At 61.2% G+C, this 17,370-nt stretch carries 15 protein-coding genes and 1 tRNA gene; 9 read left to right on the forward strand and 7 right to left on the reverse strand.

Going from position 1 to position 17,370, the window contains the following annotated elements:
* Positions 1-6 precede the first annotated feature (6 nt).
* Positions 7-1,842: a carbamoyltransferase family protein gene (locus AB4118_RS10000; protein WP_441489571.1), complete on the forward strand. Its 1,836-nt coding sequence runs from the start codon at positions 7-9 to the stop codon at positions 1,840-1,842.
* A gap of 84 nt (positions 1,843-1,926) precedes the next feature.
* Here the strand turns inward: AB4118_RS10000 and sciP are convergent, their stop codons facing one another.
* The 3 genes from sciP to AB4118_RS10015 form a co-directional block, all read right to left on the reverse strand.
* Entirely contained in the window at positions 1,927-2,202 is a 276-nt protein-coding gene (sciP, locus tag AB4118_RS10005) for a CtrA inhibitor SciP (protein WP_038359348.1), read from the reverse strand.
* A 105-nt stretch (positions 2,203-2,307) separates the two neighbouring features.
* Positions 2,308-2,973, reverse strand: a complete 666-nt coding sequence (locus AB4118_RS10010) for a flagellar hook assembly protein FlgD (protein WP_441489572.1) — start codon at positions 2,971-2,973, stop codon at positions 2,308-2,310.
* Between the two features lie 11 nt (positions 2,974-2,984).
* Positions 2,985-4,442, reverse strand: a complete 1,458-nt coding sequence (locus tag AB4118_RS10015) for a flagellar hook-length control protein FliK (protein ID WP_441489573.1) — start codon at positions 4,440-4,442, stop codon at positions 2,985-2,987.
* Positions 4,443-4,681: 239 nt separating this feature from the next.
* Here AB4118_RS10015 and mnmA point away from each other — a divergent pair, with 239 nt between their 5' ends.
* Both mnmA and AB4118_RS10025 read left to right on the forward strand, forming a co-directional pair.
* On the forward strand, positions 4,682-5,866 hold the full coding sequence (mnmA, locus tag AB4118_RS10020; protein ID WP_441489574.1) for a tRNA 2-thiouridine(34) synthase MnmA: 1,185 nt from the start codon (positions 4,682-4,684) through the stop codon (positions 5,864-5,866).
* Positions 5,867-5,918: 52 nt separating this feature from the next.
* On the forward strand, positions 5,919-6,557 hold the full coding sequence (locus tag AB4118_RS10025; protein ID WP_441489575.1) for a class I SAM-dependent methyltransferase: 639 nt from the start codon (positions 5,919-5,921) through the stop codon (positions 6,555-6,557).
* 37 nt (positions 6,558-6,594) lie between these two features.
* Here AB4118_RS10025 and AB4118_RS10030 read toward each other — a convergent pair whose 3' ends face one another.
* Positions 6,595-6,942, reverse strand: a complete 348-nt coding sequence (locus tag AB4118_RS10030; RefSeq protein ID WP_441489576.1) for a hypothetical protein — start codon at positions 6,940-6,942, stop codon at positions 6,595-6,597.
* A gap of 315 nt (positions 6,943-7,257) precedes the next feature.
* Here AB4118_RS10030 and AB4118_RS10035 point away from each other — a divergent pair.
* A tRNA-Met gene (locus tag AB4118_RS10035) sits at positions 7,258-7,334 on the forward strand.
* Between the two features lie 331 nt (positions 7,335-7,665).
* On the opposite strand, the gene AB4118_RS10040 is transcribed toward AB4118_RS10035, so the two are convergent.
* Entirely contained in the window at positions 7,666-8,016 is a 351-nt protein-coding gene (locus tag AB4118_RS10040; RefSeq protein ID WP_441489577.1) for a hypothetical protein, read from the reverse strand.
* A gap of 58 nt (positions 8,017-8,074) precedes the next feature.
* Here AB4118_RS10040 and AB4118_RS10045 point away from each other — a divergent pair, with 58 nt between their 5' ends.
* The 5 genes from AB4118_RS10045 (at position 8,075) to AB4118_RS10065 (ending at position 15,371) form a co-directional block, all read left to right on the forward strand.
* Complete coding sequence (locus AB4118_RS10045; RefSeq protein WP_441489578.1) at positions 8,075-8,329, forward strand: helix-turn-helix domain-containing protein; 255 nt, start codon at positions 8,075-8,077, stop codon at positions 8,327-8,329.
* Between the two features lie 77 nt (positions 8,330-8,406).
* Positions 8,407-9,099 (forward strand): hypothetical protein, encoded by a 693-nt coding sequence (locus tag AB4118_RS10050; protein WP_441489579.1) that lies wholly within the window; start codon positions 8,407-8,409, stop codon positions 9,097-9,099.
* A gap of 120 nt (positions 9,100-9,219) precedes the next feature.
* Positions 9,220-10,596 (forward strand): tyrosine-type recombinase/integrase, encoded by a 1,377-nt coding sequence (locus AB4118_RS10055; protein ID WP_441489580.1) that lies wholly within the window; start codon positions 9,220-9,222, stop codon positions 10,594-10,596.
* On the forward strand, positions 10,488-11,615 hold the full coding sequence (locus AB4118_RS10060; protein ID WP_441489654.1) for a tyrosine-type recombinase/integrase: 1,128 nt from the start codon (positions 10,488-10,490) through the stop codon (positions 11,613-11,615). The genes AB4118_RS10055 and AB4118_RS10060 overlap by 109 nt, the downstream gene beginning before the upstream one ends.
* Positions 11,616-13,589: 1,974 nt before the next feature.
* Complete coding sequence (locus AB4118_RS10065; protein WP_441489581.1) at positions 13,590-15,371, forward strand: hypothetical protein; 1,782 nt, start codon at positions 13,590-13,592, stop codon at positions 15,369-15,371.
* A gap of 854 nt (positions 15,372-16,225) precedes the next feature.
* On the opposite strand, the gene AB4118_RS10070 is transcribed toward AB4118_RS10065, so the two are convergent.
* Both AB4118_RS10070 and AB4118_RS10075 read right to left on the reverse strand, forming a co-directional pair.
* Positions 16,226-16,948 carry an SOS response-associated peptidase gene (locus AB4118_RS10070; RefSeq protein WP_441489582.1) on the reverse strand — a complete coding sequence of 241 codons (723 nt, stop codon included), beginning with the start codon at positions 16,946-16,948 and terminating at the stop codon, positions 16,226-16,228.
* 4 nt (positions 16,949-16,952) lie between these two features.
* The gene (locus AB4118_RS10075; protein ID WP_441489583.1) at positions 16,953-17,336 is read right to left on the reverse strand and encodes a hypothetical protein; all 384 of its coding nucleotides are present in this window, start codon (positions 17,334-17,336) and stop codon (positions 16,953-16,955) included.
* Positions 17,337-17,370: the final 34 nt, after the last annotated feature.

Genomic DNA, 17,370 nt, shown 5'->3' on the forward strand with positions numbered 1-17,370 from the left:
GCCCGCATGCGCGTTCTGGGGATCTCGGGCCTGTATCACGACAGCGCCGCCGCGCTCGTCGTCGATGGCACCATCGCGGCCGCCGCTCAGGAGGAGCGCTTCACCCGCAAGAAGCACGATGCCGATTTTCCGCATCGCGCGGTCGAGTACTGCCTCTCGGTTGCCGGCTGCGGATTGGACGAACTCGACGCGGTCGTCTTCTACGACAAGCCCTTCATCAAGTTCGAGCGACTTCTAGAGACCTATCTCGCTTTCGCCCCGCGCGGCTTCAGCTCGTTCCGCATGGCGATGCCGCTCTGGCTGCGTGAAAAGCTGTTCCAGAAGCACATCATCGGCAAGGAACTGCGCAAGATCGCGCCCGGCTTCGATGCCGAGAAACTGCTCTTCACCGAGCACCATCTCTCGCACGCGGCCTCGGCCTTCTACCCCTCACCTTTCGAGGACGCGGCCGTCCTGACCATGGATGGCGTCGGCGAATGGGCGACGATGACGCTCGCCATCGGCAAGGGCAGCGATCTCAAGATCCATAAGGAGCTGCACTTCCCGCATTCGCTCGGGCTGCTCTATTCGGCCATCACCTATTACATCGGCTTCAAGGTCAATTCCGGCGAGTACAAGGTCATGGGCCTCGCGCCCTATGGCGAGCCGCGCTACGCCGCCCTGATGCTCGAAAAACTGGTGGATCTGAAGCCGGACGGCAGTTTCCAGCTCGATCAGAGCTATTTCAACTACGCCACCGGCCTGACCATGACGAACGAGCGCTTCGCCGCGTTGTTTGGTCAGCCGGTGCGTGCGCCCGAACAGTTGTTGACCCAGTTCCACATGGACATGGCTGCCTCGATCCAGGCGGTGACCGAGGAAATCGTACTGCGCCTCGCCCGCTCCGTGCGGGCTGAAACCGGCCAGAAGAACCTGTGCCTGGCGGGTGGCGTCGCACTGAACTGCGTCGCCAATGGCAAGCTCCTGCGTGAGGGTGTCTTCGACGGCCTCTGGATCCAGCCGGCGGCCGGCGATGCTGGCGGGGCGCTTGGCGCAGCGCTTGCCGGCTATCATCTTTTCGGTGGCCACCCGCGAAGGCTCAATCCAGGCGGCGGTGATTCAATGCTGGGCAGCTATCTCGGCCCTAGCTTCGCGCAAGCCGAGATCGAGGCCGAATTGACGACTGCCGGCGCGCGCTTCGAGGTTCTCGGTGACGACGCCCTGATCGAGGCCACCGCGCAGGCGCTGGCCGAGGGCAAGGCGGTCGGCTGGATGCAAGGCCGCATGGAATTCGGTCCGCGCGCGCTCGGTGGCCGCTCGATCCTCGGTGATCCACGTTCGCCGGCGATGCAGAAGACGCTGAATCTCAAGGTCAAGTACCGCGAGAGCTTCCGCCCCTTCGCGCCATCGGTGCTGCGCGAGGATGTCGGGACCTGGTTCGAGCTCGATACCGACTCGCCCTATATGCTTCTCGTCGCCGATGTGCGCAAAGAGCGCCGCCGCGACATGACCGAAGTCGAGAAGGCCCTCTTCGGCATCGACAAGCTCAACGTGCCGCGCTCCGACATTCCCGCCGTGACCCATGTCGATTATTCCGCACGCATCCAGACGGTGCATGAGGATACCAACCCGCGCTATCATGCGTTGCTCAGCCGCTTCAAGGACCTGACCGGCTGCCCGGTGCTGGTCAACACGAGCTTCAACGTGCGTGGCGAGCCCATCATCTGCAACGCCACCGACGCCTTCCGCTGCTTCATGGGGTCGGAGATCGAGGTCCTCGTCGCCGGCAACTGCATCCTCCGCAAGGAGGTGCAGGATCCCGGCCTCAAGCTCGATTACAAGGAAGCCTTCGAGCTCGACTGAAACGCAAAAGGCGCGCCTCGCAGCGCGCCCTTTGTGCCCGGACAGGACCGATCTAGCAAAGCGCGAGCGCTCCGCTCCACCGGTTTACTGACGATAATGCTGGATGCGCGTGGTGCGCAGCCCGGCGAGCCCGTGCTGGTCGATCGACATCTGCCAGCTCAGGAACTCGTCGACAGTCAGGGTATAGCGCTGGCAGGCCTCTTCAAGGCTGAGCAGGCCGCCGCGCACGGCAGCAACCACCTCAGCCTTACGCCGGATGACCCAGCGGCGCGTATTCATTGGCGGAAGATCGGCAATCGTCAGCGGACTTCCGTCCGGGCCGATCACATACTTCACCCGCGGTCGCAACGGCTCGGTCATGATACACTCACACAACTCAACAGACCTAGTTGTGTTGACCTTAAGACCGCGGCTTTAAGAATTGCCTAAAGCGATAGCGCCGGATTTCGGTATCGGCACGAATGCTCACTGCCCCCGCACCACGGTCTTCACCTTGTCGATCGGAACGCTGATGGTGCCGATCTTGAGCATCGGGATCGAGCTGGTGAAGTCGACGCCGTCGACCACGCCGCTGATCTGGGTCTTGGCGGTCATCGCCTGCCCGGTGGTGTCCTTGGCATCGATGCTGATGGTGTAATCGCCCTCAGGCGCATTCACGCCGGTCGAGGTCTTGCCGTCCCACTTGTAGGTCTGGTCACCCGCATCGAGGTTTCTGGTCAAGGTCTGGACGACGCTACCGGTGGAATTCTTGATGGTGATGGTCGCGGAACCGCCCCTCGGGGCGTTGATCTTCCATGAGGCGGCGCCGTCCTTCAGCCGCGCCGTCGTGCCCTCGGCCGTAATGGTCGCGCCGATGAAGCCCACCGCATTGGTCGCCGTACTGGCGGCGCTGAGGCCGAGCAGCGAGCCCAACGTCTCGTTGGTCTTGAGTTGCTGCTCGACGCCGGCGAACTGCACGAGCTGCGCCGTGAACTGGTTGGTGTCGAGCGGGTCGAGCGGACTTTGGTTCTTGAGCTGGGTCGTCAGCAGCGTCAGGAACTGATCGAAATTATTGGCGATCGAGCTTCCGCCGCCGCTGACATTGGTGGCGGAGCCGGTGCCGGTACTCGATGAGGTGTTGGAAACGGTCATGATCCGCCCCTTCAGATGCTGAGGTCGACGCCGCCGAGCCTGACGAGGCGGCGGATGGGCGCGGGCTGCGCCGGAATGGCTGAGGCATCCCCGAGCTCGGCGGCATCAGGCTGGATGCGGGCACGGCGCGGCGCCTCGTCATCCTGCCGCTGCTGGCGGAAACCGGGCTGATCGTTCGGATCGCGCAATGTGATGTCGACGCCGCTATCCGAGGGTTTGAGACCGGCCTGCTCGAAGGCACGCTCAAGCGTCCGCGCATCCCGCTGAAGCAGGTGCAGGGTCTCCACACGGTCGACGACCAGTTTTGCGCTGACCTCGCCCTTCTCGGAGATCTCGAGATTAACGTCGACGCGGCCAAGTTCAGGCGGGTCAAGCCGAATATCGAAGCGCTTGCTGCCGGCAAGGGCACGCAGACCGATCTCGATCGGGACGACATGGAGCGGTGTCGGCTGGCCGTCAGCCATGCCGCGATGCATGCCGGCCGAAGGCTGCTGCGCCGCCTTGGCCAGGTCGATATCAGGCAGACCGGCAATGCCTTCCGGCTTGCCGGAATGCGACGCCACGGCCGCGGACAGCTCGATCGGCACCGGCGCCTGCTGCACTTCGACAGGCTTGAACAGGTCGGCGAGCGGCTGCCCCGCAGCGACGGTGGCATTGGCCGGGCCGGTCGCAGTTTCCTTCGATGCGGCGATCATCGGTCCCGCATGCGGTTTCTCCGCCGGCTTGCCGACTTCGTCGCCTTCGGAGGTCGACGCGGCGGCATCGGTTGCGGAAGCAGCGGCCATGACAGACGCCTCGGCAGCCGGCGCGGCTGGCACGAGGGTCTGGGCCGGCATAGCTGCCTGCGCCATCCCGGTGGGAATCCCCTGAGCCGCCTTCGTCCCACCTGGAACGGCTTCATCGCCGATGCCTGCCGCAGCGATGTCGCCACCGACCAACGGCAGAGCGACGACAACCGGGATAGCCGCCGGCGCGGGAATTGGCATCACGACAGCGGCCTCGACAGGCTTGTCAGCGGAGGCGGCTTCCTTCGGCTCGGAATCCGTCGGTTTTTCTTCGCCACCAGGGTTGGCAGCGACGGCGGTCTTGCCGGCGGCGGCCTGTTCGGCGACGGCAATGGCGACGAGCGCGCCGATATCCGGCTTGGGCTGGGTCGCGGTCGGAGGTGCTTCGGCGGTCTCCGCCGCCGGCACCACCGCAGTGGCCCCCTTGAGCAGCACCGCGGGCTGCACCGTCACTAGCGCCGAGGCGGCTGCCTTCTGCTCCTGTGTCGCACTGGCCTTGCCGCCTGCCTCCGGCTTCGTCGCCGCAGCGTCGTCCTTCGCCGCGGCCGGCACCTCCTGGTCGCCGCCGCCCTCAGGCAGGCTGAATGGCGCGGCCGCACCGTCGGAGCCGCGCTCTGGCGCACGGCGGCGCGACGCAGCCTGCTCGGCATTGGGCGAGGCGACTGAGGAGGAGACGGCAGACATCAGGTAAATCCGGACCGCGGGCAGGAACATGCCCAGGCCGCGAGCAGCAAGTCTCGCGCCAGGACGCCGTTCCTTTGTTTTCAAGGCGGTAGCGGCCGTGCCCCGACCGTTCGCGGCAAGATTCGCCTTGCCCTCTCCGATGAGGCGGCAGGATTTGCCGATCGCTCACTGGCCCGCCCCTGTCAAAGCCGGTATAGAACCGCCACATAGTCGCCTTCGCCAGGATGATCCCGCTCGCCATGACCTCCCCCCTCAACTCCCTCGACATCGCCAAGCCGCCCGCGGCGACGCGCGTCGTCGCGGCGATGTCCGGAGGCGTGGACTCGTCCGTGGTGGCCGCCCTGCTCAAGCGCGAAGGCTATGATGTCGTCGGCGTGACCCTGCAGCTCTACGATCACGGAGCCGCTGTCCATCGGGCCGGGGCCTGCTGCGCGGGACAGGACATTCATGATGCCCGCCGCGTCGCCGAGACGATCGGCATCCCGCATTATGTTCTCGATTATGAGAGCCGCTTCCGCGACGCCGTGATCGAGCGCTTTGCCGAGAGCTATCTCGCCGGCGAGACGCCCATTCCCTGCGTCGAGTGCAATCGCACCGTCAAGTTCCGCGACCTGCTCGGGCTCGCCCGCGAGCTCGGCGCCGATGCGCTGGCGACGGGACACTATGTCGTCAGCCGGGCCCTTGGCAACGGCCATCGCGGCCTCTTTCGCGCCGCCGACGAAGCCCGCGACCAGAGCTATTTCCTTTATGCGACGATGCAGGATCAGCTCGACCTGCTGCGTTTCCCGCTCGGCGAAATCGACAAGGCTCAGACCCGCGCCCTTGCCGCCGAACTCGGCCTGGCCATCGCCGACAAGCCAGACAGCCAGGACATCTGCTTCGTGCCGAATGGCCGCTATGCCGACGTCATCGAACGGCTAAAGCCCGGTGCTGCGCGCCCCGGCGACATCGTCCATCTCGATGGACGCGTGCTGGGCCGCCATGAAGGTGTCCTTCGCTACACTGTCGGACAGCGCAAGGGGCTGGGGATCAGCACGACGGAACCGCTCTATGTGCTGAGGCTCGATGCCGAACAGGCGCGCGTCGTCGTCGGACCGCGCGAGGCTCTCGGCGTGCGTGAAGTCCGGCTGCGCGATCTCAACTGGATCGGCGATGTCGCACTGGACGCCCTGCCGCCTGAAGGCCTCGATGTGGCGGTGCGTGTCCGCTCGACCCGCGCCCCGCGCGAAGCCCGGCTGCTGCGTGACGATTCCGGCCTCATCATCGTGCTCGCGGGCGAGGAGGAAGGCGTCTCTCCCGGCCAGGCCTGCGTGATCTACGACCATGCCGGATCCGGTGCGCGTGTCCTGGGTGGCGGCACCATCATCTCGCCTGCAGCCCAGGCTGCGGCTGCCCGGCTCGAGCTTGCCCTCGCAGCCTCGTGACTGCGGCTCCACCTCCTCCGCCCACGCCACTCCGATCCAGTCGAGCTGCCCTATGCCTGTGACCTATGACCTCGAAGGCCAGAAGCGGGTCTATGCCACCTGGGCAAAGTTCTACGACAAGGTCTATTTGCGGCTGCTCGCCCGCGCCCAGCGCGAAGCCGTTGCGGCCGCGTGTGCCTGTGGCCCCGATATTCTCGAGATCGGCGTCGGCACCGGCCTGACGCTTGCCTATTTCACGCCGGACCGCCGTGTGCTTGGCGCCGATCTCTCGCTCGACATGCTGAAAGTGGCCAACCGCAAGGTCGCCAGTCAGGGACTGAAGCATGTGAAGGGGTTGATGGTAATGGACGCCTGCCGCCTCGGCTTCGGCGACGAGCGCTTCGATGCGGTGACGGCGCAGTTCGTCATCACGCTTGTGCCAAACCCGGAACAGGCACTCGATGAAATGGACCGCGTCCTGAAGCCAGGTGGCGAGATCATCATCTCAAGCCGGCTGGTCGACGACAGTGCGCTGACAGCGCCGCTCTGGGCCGCGCTCGCACCGATCGCCAAGGCGATCGGCTGGAGCACGGATTTCAAGGTCCGCCGGCTGACGGATTGGGCCGCGCGGACGGGCCGCTACGACACCGTCCATGTCGGCAAGGGCTACTTCAAGGTCGTCAGACTGAGAAAGCGCCCGGCAAAGGCCTGAAGCCCGGCCGAGCGCAGTTACTCAGCGAAACCTGCGCTCAGCGATACTTGCTGGAGGAGGCCGGCGCGTTCGCCGCTTGCGGCGCAAAGCCGAAGCAGCCCTTCTGCACCATATTCGGATCGTTCTGCTCAGCCATCCTCTGGCAGAAGCTCAGACGCGTGCAGTAATCGGCGGCAATCCCCATGCCCGAGCCGAGCACGCCGAACTGGGTTTTGTAGGCGCAGGATTGCTGCCAGGGTTCGGCAGCCTGCACCGCGGCGGGAGCGATCATCACGAAGGGCGCGGTCACCAAGGATAGCACAGCTGCGGCAGCGAGCAGGCTCCTACGGGCGAGCAGCTTCAAACCCATCGAGAAGCTGAACTGTTCTTGTACGAGCGAGCTCATATGCGAGGACTCCTGGATCATGGCCTCGCGAGCGACAGCGCACTGCGGCAACGGCAGCAACATGCAGCCCAGCCAGCGATGACCAACATTTGTACCCCTTTCATGTGAGCTAGGCATGGCTTGGCCGGGATCAAGCGTCCCGTCATTGCAGGAATGCATGGCGGACCCTGGACAATTGCCATGTCTGCCTCCGGGAAAGCCGCCCGCATCTGTGTAAAGGATGTGAAGCATGCACCAGCAGGCTTGACGGCTCACTGCTGCGCCCCCTATATCCGCGCCATCGCAAGCCGCCGGCGCCATTGTCGCTGGTCTTGGGGCGGGGTAGCTCAGCTGGTTAGAGCAGCGGAATCATAATCCGCGTGTCGGGGGTTCGAGTCCCTCTCCCGCTACCAACTTTCTCTAAGCAAAATCAAAGACTTAGAGAAATACGAGGCGAAACCAGACGCCTTGGATGACTTGCGACACGTTGCAGATTCCCGGCGATTCCGCCTGTTTTCGAGTGTTGCAATTAAGTCCATGCAACACGCTGCAACACGGATTCCCGCTAGTTCCGCGTGTCGCGCGGCGCTCCGCTGAACCAAGCCCGCTGCCCTAATTCCACCATTCAGCCCCAGCATTACGAGACACCGCCTCAGAGATGCGGCGGCGGACGCCGGGCCGAAGTCAAAGCCCCCCAGCCCAGATGGCCCGGCGTCTATCTTTGTCGGTCGGCCCCCCACCGGGCTAGGCTCCCCAATCGCCATAGTCGCGAATCACATTGCGCCCGTGGGCGACACCGATCTGCACGTTGAACGGTGTGAATCGCAGATCGTCAGTGGTCTCCGGATTGGGGATTCCAATCGCCCGACGCAAAGCCGCGAAATGGCGCTGGCCATCCATCTCGCCACAGCCCTCCAAGGTCATTTCAATTTCGAGCGGATGGCCGTCGAACTCGCCGCCGATAACCTGCGCTTTGCACTTCAAGAGCATGCAACTATCCGCATCGTCGGGCTCGTAGGTGGCGTCGATGACTTCAATCGCCTGGCGGCTGATGGGGAGGAGGCTGTTAAGCACGTCGGCGGGACGGATGGTCATGGCGTTGCTCCTTGGCTCAAATGTGATACTAACGGCATCAGTTGCCACGAGTAGCTCAATGTCAATACTAAAAGTATCGATTCCACAGATCAAAGCAGCCCGCGCCCTATTGGAGTGGTCGCAGGCAACCATGGCGGAGCGTTGCGGCGTATCGCTGCCCACAATCAAGCGTCTCGAAGCTGCCGAGGGCGGTGCGTTGGGCGGGCGCACCGAAACCGCCGTCAAAATCATCGACGCTATTCAGGCAGCCGGCATCGAGTTCGTGTCCGACGGCCGCGGCGATGGCGTTATGAAGCTAAAAAGTCGAGCATGATCCGTTCGCGGAGATGGGCGAGATATCGAGCAGTGAGCTTGCCTTGCTGAAGCCGCGCTCAGAAGAAGGGCAGGACCATGCAGGATCTAAAAATTGCCCCGATCGAAGAAGCGCTGGAACGGGTCGACCTGATAGTGCCGAGACTTGCCTTGGATGTGCGCCGCGCGCTTGCGAGCCGTGCCTATCTGCAGGCGAGTAATGAACCGGTTCTGGATGCCCTCGCCGAGGTGGCGACACTGGCCGCGGACGGCCACGCGCAAAGCCAGAATGCACACCGGATTATGCTGTCCATAGAGCTGGCTCGAATATTTGATGCAGACGAAGGCAGGCCGATTGCCCGTCAGTCGAAGGCTTCACTTCCAGTTCTGGCTCACTATCTCGGTCGCGCCGACGTTCAGGAAGCACTCGCGCGCCGGTCCCGCCACAATTCGCGTTCGGAGCGTATTTCAAACAGGATCGCCTCGTTTCTCAGGCGTTGGCGTCGTTTGGAAGAAAGCCCGTCCGATCAGTCTGCCCTCGCAAACCTGAAGTCATTTCGAAATTACGAGATCGCGCATTCGATTTTTGACCGGCAACCGGCTTACCCAACCTACGCTGAACTATTTCGGCTCTGTTCAGTTGCGGCCGGATTGACCTACCGCGCAGAGATCGCTGCCGACGCAGATGATACGGATTTCCGCCTGAACGCCCGGATCTACCGCCAACTATCCCGATCTTACTGGGGAGCGTTCACCGCAGGTGTGCTTGCGATTAATGAAGCGCGTCCTTGATCGGCGAATAGGGGGCACCCCGTCACGAACGCTGGAAACGAGGACCAGGCGAGGCGTCACGCTTCGCATGAGTGACCGGGCGAGCTAGAATGCCAACGCCGAGTCGGGCCGGAGAAGCCCATGCGTCGAGGCACTGTTTCAGGCCAGAGCGGCCTTGTGGCCCTACCCCCCGGCGTCTTTCGCGTCAGAAAGGCGGCGGGTAAGTCCTATTGGTATTTTCAGGCACGGCGCGGCAAGCCCGACAAGGGGCCGCTAATTCGGTTGCCGGAATTCGGAACCCCTGAGTTTCGCACGGAGTATCTCCGACTAACAAAACCGGCGGGCTCATCACCTCGGCCCGCAAAGCTAACCGTTTCCGCGCTGATCGCGGATTACAAGGCGCAACCTGCCTGGAAGGCTCATCGGCCAAACACCATCATCGCGTATGAAGCGGCGCTAGGACATATTTTGACAGCATGGAGCCATCGTCACCCCAAGGCGATCTCTGTCTCCCACGTTTTGGCACTATTGGAATCGCACGCCGATCGCCCTTCGATGGCCAACCTCGTGTTGGTGCTCATCAACCAATTGATGAAGCTGGCCGTTCAGAAGGGGCTACGCACCGACAATCCCGCCCGTGAGGTCGATAAGCTGACGATAACGAGGGATGGCGCGAAACCTCTATCTGAAGCCGCTTGGGGAGCCCTGACGTCAGATGACGTTCCAGCAGAATTGGCACGCCTCGCAATTCTCGGGAGAGCGACCGGACAGCGTATCTCGGACCTAGTCCGTATGCGTCCGACCGATCGAGACGCCGGTGGAATCAACACCACGATCACCAAGCTTGGCGGCCTGGCACATTGGTGCCCGCTAAGCCCTGAAGAAGCCACTGCTATCGATTCATGGAAAGTACCAACCGGCCTGCCCTTTATTCATACGCCGGGCGGAAAGGCATACAGCGCGGACAGATTGCGTGGAGCTTGGAATGACTACCGGGAAACGGAGGCAGGAGCGGCCCTAAAGGGGTTCACGCCGCACGATCTTCGGGCAACAAAGGTTTGCGACGAGCGCGTCCATGGAACCCCGCATCAGCGAATATCCGCGATGGTCGGGATGTCGCTGCAGATGGTCATGAAATACAGCAGTCGCATCGACCAGCGGCTTGCGGCACGGGGCACCAATACGGCGACGCAGCCGTCGGAAGCACAGACTACCGCTCCCCTGACTGTCACAGGCCCGCTAGGCAAAATCCACACGCTCACGGAGGCCGCGGCTCATCTCCGCACGACCAAACAGATGATTGCTCGGGTCGCACGGCGCCATGGAATTGGCGCCGTGTTCGGGCGCGATCTTCGGCTGACTGATGATGACATTCGCGCAGTTTGGGAGGTGATGCGATGCCCCTCAAAATCGTCCAACGGAAAGGCGTCGGAAATTTCTACCTCCGTGGCACGGTCCGAGGCAAAGGCATTTTCGAATCTACTGGCACGAGCGACCCCGAAGCGGCCGAAACACTAAGAATCCAAACTGAAGCGCGCTTACTCAATCAGTCGATCTTTGGCAGGCAATCCACGATCACCTTCCTTGAAGCCACGGAAGCCTTCGTTGCCGCCGGCGGCTCGGCCCGCTTTCTCTTTGAGTTGAACGCAGACGGGCAGCCCAAGGGCTTGGCCGTGCATCTCAGAGGCCGCCTCCTCCACACGATCAAACAGTCGGACATCGATAAGCTCGCAGGGCAGCTTTATCCGACCGCTGGGCCAAAGACCCGACTGCGGCAGCTCTACGCGCCGTTTCGTGCGGTCTGGAACCACGCGGCGCGCCAGGGTTGGGCGGAAGTGCGCACCTGGGAGGTGCCCAAGGCGAAGCTCAAAGGCACGAACACTCCGTCAGGCTCATCGCGGCGCGTAGGCAACGCGCCGACAAGCTATGAGCATGCCGCCGCCTTCGTGACGGCAATGTCCCCCGCCCCGTCCATGGTCATGACGGCGCTATTTTTCACGGGCATGCGCCCGATCGAGCTAATCGCGCTCGAAGCCGATGACGTTGATGTGGCTAAGCGGTGGCTGGTTATCCGTAGGAGCAAGACCGGCGAGCCTCGAGGAGTGCCGATTCATGACTTCTTGGCGCCTATGTTCGAGTCGCTTTGCAAGCGTGGTGGCAAGGTATTTCGCACCCACAAGGGCGAACCATACCCGATCCTTGAGAATGCCGGCGGCCAGCTTAACTCCGCTATCGCGGGAGCTAGGCGCAGGAGCGGCATTAAAGACATCAGCCCGTACACCGCGAGGCACACGGTCTCGACGCAGTTGGTCGTCAACGGCGTGCACCCGTACGTCAAGGACCAGATTCTTGGGCACGCGGTCGCCGACATGTCCCGGCGCTATACCAACGTGCCGCAGCAGCCCCTGATTGACGCGATCAATGGGATTGCTGTGCCGGAGATTTGGGCCAATGTCGAATGGCTGGCGGCCCCGCTCGTGTGGTCGGGCAAGTTGGTCAACAGCCAGGAAGCGCGACGGGATCGAAAGCGCTCCTAGACGCCCTTGCCCCACCTCCCCCGGCATGCCAGCGTGCCCAAACGGAAATGGGGGCGGCTAGATGTCGACGACGCTTGCGACGAAGCCTGTAAAAGAAGAATTGGAGACCATTAAGCAGGGTATCCACCTTGCGATGGATCGACTGATAAACAGGAACGATTATTCCGAGGCAGAGCGCATCTTGCGTCAGGTCGACCATCGTTTGGTACTCTTGATCAACCAGACACAAGTCGCGAGTTAAGATGACGCGCCTGTCGCGGGCTGAGCGGCAACTATTGCTGGCTGGCTTGCATCCGGACGACTCCGGCATACGATGTGCGGCCGACGCCATGGTCAACGCATTCGCCGTAGCGCGCGCGGCTGGGCTTAAGCCTGGCAGTCTTCGGGAACGGGCATTCACATGGCGGATGCCGGTTCTGGGCTTCCGCGGCCTTGTCCGGTGTCTTTCCGAGGGGTCGTACATATTGACCGATCGTGGCCGCGATCTTCGTGAGAATCTGCGCTCGAGCAACAAGTCAGAATAGACCCCGCCCGCATGTGCGTCAGTCCGGCGTCCCACTGGCGGGTTGTCGGCCATGGCTCGGCGACAGGCTGTGGATGCCGAAGTCTGACCGCTAGAATTCTGCCCGAATTTCGAACCACAGAACCGTGCCCGCCGGACCTTGGACGCGCCGGGTTTCGCTGGCGCGCTGGGTCAAGCGGAGCGCCAGCGGCGTCGAACAAGGCCACATCCCACAGTGTGCCGTTTAAGCCACGGAGCCTAACCGTTCGCGCCCGGTAGACGCGTTTCCGCTTGTTGCTCCTCTGCATTCGCGCAAGCCTGCCCTTGTCGCGTGGAGGAGTTGCTCATGGAAGCGCAGTCAAAATCGTCCGACGAGACAATGACCCGTTGTCACGGGGTGCTGATCCGGGCGGCGATCGTCGTTGTAATCGCGGCAGCAACCGTGCTGCCACTCATCAGGTGAGCGCCGGTTAAGGCTCGAGCTTCTCGCGTGACGAACGAACGCTGATACGTCCTCTCCGCGACCGCGATCATCGTGGCGCTGATCGTGGGTTGGTGGAAGGGAAAGCTCGACAATACAGCGCGGCCTGCTGCGGCTCAGCCCGCGGCTCCGGTGGATCTTTCTTCCGGTCATAGTAGCGGGAGTGCGTAGTGGTCGGAAAGCACACCCGATCCGGTATCGCCTGACAGCCTAGCGGGCGTCCCGGAAGGGACCGCAAACACTGGCCGTTTTCAATGACTTGGCAAAAGGGTTAGCCACTCCCGTTGCCCGCATGTTCCCGAGGTTCGCCTGACCTGAGACCCTGATCTTCCTCCAGATTTAGTAGAGTCCGTCGATCAAGGAGACGGACGATGCGGCCGCGGCGCTTACGTTTCCCACGGCCCAAAGCGAGGACGTGCGACCTAAGGCTGGAAACGGCTCATCCACCAGGAAGGCCGGGGGGTGGTAGCGGGAGAGCGACTCATACCGCCCCCCCCAGAGGAACAAATCAGGTTCGGCTTCAGGTCTCAGGCGATCAGGGCACTTCGCCGCTAGCGGTGGAGTTCTCGCCCGAACCGGAGCGATTGAGGTCTAACGACCGGTTAGGCGGAATCCCTGTCCCGCTTCATGAGCCGACAAGTACCGGCGACCCAACTGGCTGCAGTTACACCCGAAAGTATACTAAGAACAGCGGTCCCGGAAGGGCTGAAAACACAGATGTCTGCGTCGTCCAACTTCCACGAAGCCCATTTCCGAGGCTCTCTGACCGACGTCCGAGTATCGGAATACTGCCCGTAGATGATGCAGAAGTTCGGCCGACCGACGCTACCTGTGGCAAGATAACTTCCCCGCCGCGCGCCAGTAATCTGCGATGCGGGATTTAGGTTGACTTTGCCCTCTTCGGATCGAAGCAAGCACATTGCGATTGCAAAGCGCCTGACAACGTGATCCATTAAGTTTCTGTATTTTTGGTTTTACGAGGGAGCAAGTTATGCGTCTCGTGCCAACGCCTTCGATGGCGGCTATTTTGATTTCCGCGATAAGTGTCGGAGTAGGACTGGCTTCAGTGAACTTGGCCAAAGCGCAAGTCACGATGCCTAGTACAGGTCCTTCAGTCATACGGGGCGGTGAGGTCGCGGTTTCTCCGCTAACTATCGGTAAGGCGAACCCTAGGGTGGTTGCCGAGAATTTGTTGAGTAAGACTTACTCCGCCGACCCGTCAGGTGATCCTCAAGTATACGGCTATGGTGAGAACATAGCTCTTTCCCTGGCGCGGGGGTTTGATCCGCGGGACGTTTCTAAATACAAGATACCGTGCATTGTTGATACCAAAGTTAAACTCGATTCAGGCGCAGTTAAAAGCGATCTAAAAATAACATACGTAAAAAATAGAGATCAATTAAATTTCTCGATGCACGTAGACGCAAAGGCTGATGCGGCTTTCTTGACCGCCAAGGGGAGTGCGAAATACTCGTTCGATACCTCTTACGCCTTCGACTCTAACTCCATTACTGTCGTTATGACTGGCAGTTCTGATTACGGTCGATGGGGTTTAGGTAACGATGCAGATCTTTCGGCAACGGCGAAGGCGTTACTTGCTGACGGTGCACGTTTTGCGGAGACTTGTGGGACACGCTTCGTTGTCGCAGAGAGACGTGGCGCGAGCGTGTCAGTCGTGATCACGCTCCGATCGATGAGTAGCGAGCTCAAAGCCTCGTTTGAGTCGGAATTTGGTGGCAGTGGCGGCTGGGGACAGCTATCGGCGAGTGCTCGGACGAAATTCTCCACCGCCTTTCGTTACGCGAATGCACAATCTCGCGCAGAAGTTCAGGTAGGAGCAACCGGGGGCGCAGGACTTTCAGGATTGAAGGCGGGGGTCGAAGCAATAAATCTTGATGAAAAAGATCCGTTAGGCCAAGTTTTTAAATCGCTTAGCGGATTCCTAGACGGGTTTACTGAGGCTAACGCTTCGCCGGTAGAATACTATGTGGCGAGCATGAGTCTGTGGGGGTGGGATCCGAATTCAATTGATCCTTGGACGGATGCAAAAGAGCGGAATCTCAGGGAAATTGTTGCGACGTATCGTCGGGCAGTTGTTGACCAAGAAATCATCCAGTCTCTAAAGAACGGCTCATCTCTTCTTCTGAAAATCATTGATAAAAAAGAGGTAGATAGACTTATCTCATATGAGAATTCAAATAATCAATCCGTAAATGATTTGGCGGATGCACACAAGAAATGCAAAGCTGATCTCAACACTGTTGCGTGTGATATCCCTCGTCCAGTTTCTTTGGATACGGACTACCTTTTAGACATACTCCGCCCTCCAACTATAGTATTCTATATGTACGGTTTTGATCATCAAAAATCGTCGCTTATATTGAATACCGTAAAAGGACGTAGATTAGCGGTTGCGCAGTCGTTCCAGCCAGGATTATCCGGAATCGCAGCGATCCTATCGCCGTCGTGGTCGCCAGGATTGGTGGCGTATCGCGCCGTGTTTGCTTATTCCGACGGAACGGAGAAGGTTGCTGATTGGGTAGGTACAAAAGACTTTGGTCTACTGTGGTTTGAAGAGCCTTCAAGCGGTTATCCCGCTTGGGAGGACGCAAACTGGCGGTTTTTCGCCCAGCATGTTGGAGAGTTTTCTGGAACTGCTGCGTTTGACATTGAGGATCGTACCGGGCGTAGATTTCGTGTGCCGTACTATCGTGCTAAATGGAAGGCTGGCGGTGGTAAGATCCAGGCCATAGAAACTGAAACGCTATTCTAAGTCGATCGGTCCATTTTAGCGGTTTAGAATACCTTCTTAAGGAGAGTTGTTATGGTGGAAAAGAAAGAAAAGCCCGAAACGCCAGCGCCTAAGCCCGAAATTATCTGGTGGGCATCTTGTGACACCTTCCATGGGCTCTGGAACGGACCGGATCGCAACAGCCAGACGGAGGCTGAAGCCGACAAGAAAGTTCACGATGATAACAGTCACGGAGGGGAGGACCGAGCAAGCGTCCTAAGCACCGACGCCCCCTGATTGACTGTTGGCGTGAACGGATACCCGCCCCTTTCGACGGTCTCGGCCTCCGCCATGGTTGGGGTTCGATGCACCTGGCAGATAAGCTCCGCGGGTCTGTTGGGCGCACTCAAGCCTCGACGACCGCCCGCTATTCGCGTGGCGCGATCGTGACGGCGGCACCAAGTCGTAGGTGATTAGCCGGACTTGCGCCCGCCGCTGCTGCCATATCCGTGTTACACCGCCCACATTCTGTGACAGGCAAATAGGCAACGGCCAGGCTGTTTTGGCGGATAGGGTGGGATTTATCGCGCTTCGCGGAGCCCATCATTCAGGCCGTTTCGCCCGATTCGTTGCACGTATCGTTGGTCGCCCCCCGCAGAACAAATCAAGTTCTGCTACAGCTTCACTGCCAGACGGGCGCGCAGGTAGCCTGCCTCTTGTGCTCATGGCAGTGTCCCGCACGAATTCGCCTTGACGTATCGTTAGTGCGTGGCATTCTGGGTTTAGCCAGGTAGCTCAGCGGGATAGAGCGCCGGATTCGTAATCCGGGGGTCGTGGGTTCGAATCCCACCTTGGATTGGGGCGCCCGAAAGGGCGCCCCCTTTGTTTGCGGGGCGCTAAAGCAGCGTCTCTTTGAACGACTCCCCCGGTTCCTCCGGCGCACTGGGCGGCACCGGCTCGCCCGTGGCGGGGTCGTCATCACCGACGCCGGTTCTGTTCATCCGCTGCGAGACGATCCATTCGCGCAGTTCCTGCGGCGGCTGCATCAACAATTCCTTGCCGCCCGAGCCATCAAGCCAGGGCTCGAAGTCCCGCGGCAGCAACGTGGCCGGCATACGGTTGTGAATCTCCGACATCCATTTGTTCGCGTCGCGCGTGATGATCGTGCAGGTGATGATCTCTTCGCCAGTCTCCGGGTTCGTCCAGGCTTCCCAGAGGCCGGCGAAGCCGAGCAGGCCGCCATCGGCCGCGTTGATAAAATGCGGGGTCTTGTCGCCCTTCTCGCCGGTCCATTCGTAGAAGCCGCTCGCAGGGATGATGCAGCGCCGCTTCACATAGGCTGACCGAAACATGGCGCTGGAATCGACCGTCTCGATCCGGGCGTTGAAGGTCGCGCCGGACTCATTCGCCTTCTTCTTCCACCACCCCGGAATCAGGCCCCAGCGCGCTTTCCGCAGCACGCGGTTGCCGTCCTGGTCGCGCACGATGATATCGACCTCGGTCGTCGGCGCGATGTTGTAGCGGGCCCGCAGGTTCGGCCGCTCGGCCGGCACCGTCAGCGGCTGGCTGAAGGCGACGATCTCTTCCCACGAATACGCCTGGCTAAACCGACCGCACATCCCGCTACTCCTCGCCTATCCGCTTCCGCCGCTCGATCTCGCGAGGCTCGGCAGGGAGCAGATCATCCTTTCCACCCTCGATCACGGTCAAGCCCGACATTGTCGCCGGCAGATCAGGCGGCCGAGTCTTGCCGATGTCGAGGCAATAGCCCCCGCACTTGAACCCGTATTTCTGCGGTTTGCGGATCTCCGCCCGCCAGGCGCACCGGCCCCTGAACATCTCGAGCAGTTCGCCCAGCGTCGTGCCGGCGCCGAATTTCTCCGCACAGGCCGCCAGTCCCCCGTCTGCCCAGCGCTTGCAGTAATCGCAGCGAAAGCGAAGCACGATCCACGGATAGTGCCGGAGATCCGTCTCCAGGGTCGGCGGAATGGTTGGCCGGATCGGCATCGGAAGATGACATTTGACTCGTGCTCGAATGAGA

The sequence above is a fragment of the Allobosea sp. 2RAB26 genome, assembly GCF_052115465.1.
GTDB lineage: Bacteria > Pseudomonadota > Alphaproteobacteria > Rhizobiales > Beijerinckiaceae > Allobosea.

Bases quoted from the DNA above. Each gene is read 5' to 3' on its own strand.
- AB4118_RS10000 (WP_441489571.1), top strand. From the start codon at position 7: ATGCGCGTTCTGGGGATCTCGGGCCTGTATCACGACAGCGCCGCCGCG.
- sciP (WP_038359348.1), bottom strand. From the start codon at position 2,202: ATGACCGAGCCGTTGCGACCGCGGGTGAAGTATGTGATCGGCCCGGAC.
- AB4118_RS10010 (WP_441489572.1), bottom strand. From the start codon at position 2,973: ATGACCGTTTCCAACACCTCATCGAGTACCGGCACCGGCTCCGCCACC.
- AB4118_RS10015 (WP_441489573.1), bottom strand. From the start codon at position 4,442: ATGTCTGCCGTCTCCTCCTCAGTCGCCTCGCCCAATGCCGAGCAGGCT.
- mnmA (WP_441489574.1), top strand. From the start codon at position 4,682: ATGACCTCCCCCCTCAACTCCCTCGACATCGCCAAGCCGCCCGCGGCG.
- AB4118_RS10025 (WP_441489575.1), top strand. From the start codon at position 5,919: ATGCCTGTGACCTATGACCTCGAAGGCCAGAAGCGGGTCTATGCCACC.
- AB4118_RS10030 (WP_441489576.1), bottom strand. From the start codon at position 6,942: ATGAGCTCGCTCGTACAAGAACAGTTCAGCTTCTCGATGGGTTTGAAG.
- AB4118_RS10040 (WP_441489577.1), bottom strand. From the start codon at position 8,016: ATGACCATCCGTCCCGCCGACGTGCTTAACAGCCTCCTCCCCATCAGC.
- AB4118_RS10045 (WP_441489578.1), top strand. From the start codon at position 8,075: ATGTCAATACTAAAAGTATCGATTCCACAGATCAAAGCAGCCCGCGCC.
- AB4118_RS10050 (WP_441489579.1), top strand. From the start codon at position 8,407: ATGCAGGATCTAAAAATTGCCCCGATCGAAGAAGCGCTGGAACGGGTC.
- AB4118_RS10055 (WP_441489580.1), top strand. From the start codon at position 9,220: ATGCGTCGAGGCACTGTTTCAGGCCAGAGCGGCCTTGTGGCCCTACCC.
- AB4118_RS10065 (WP_441489581.1), top strand. From the start codon at position 13,590: ATGCGTCTCGTGCCAACGCCTTCGATGGCGGCTATTTTGATTTCCGCG.
- AB4118_RS10070 (WP_441489582.1), bottom strand. From the start codon at position 16,948: ATGTGCGGTCGGTTTAGCCAGGCGTATTCGTGGGAAGAGATCGTCGCC.
- AB4118_RS10075 (WP_441489583.1), bottom strand. From the start codon at position 17,336: ATGCCGATCCGGCCAACCATTCCGCCGACCCTGGAGACGGATCTCCGG.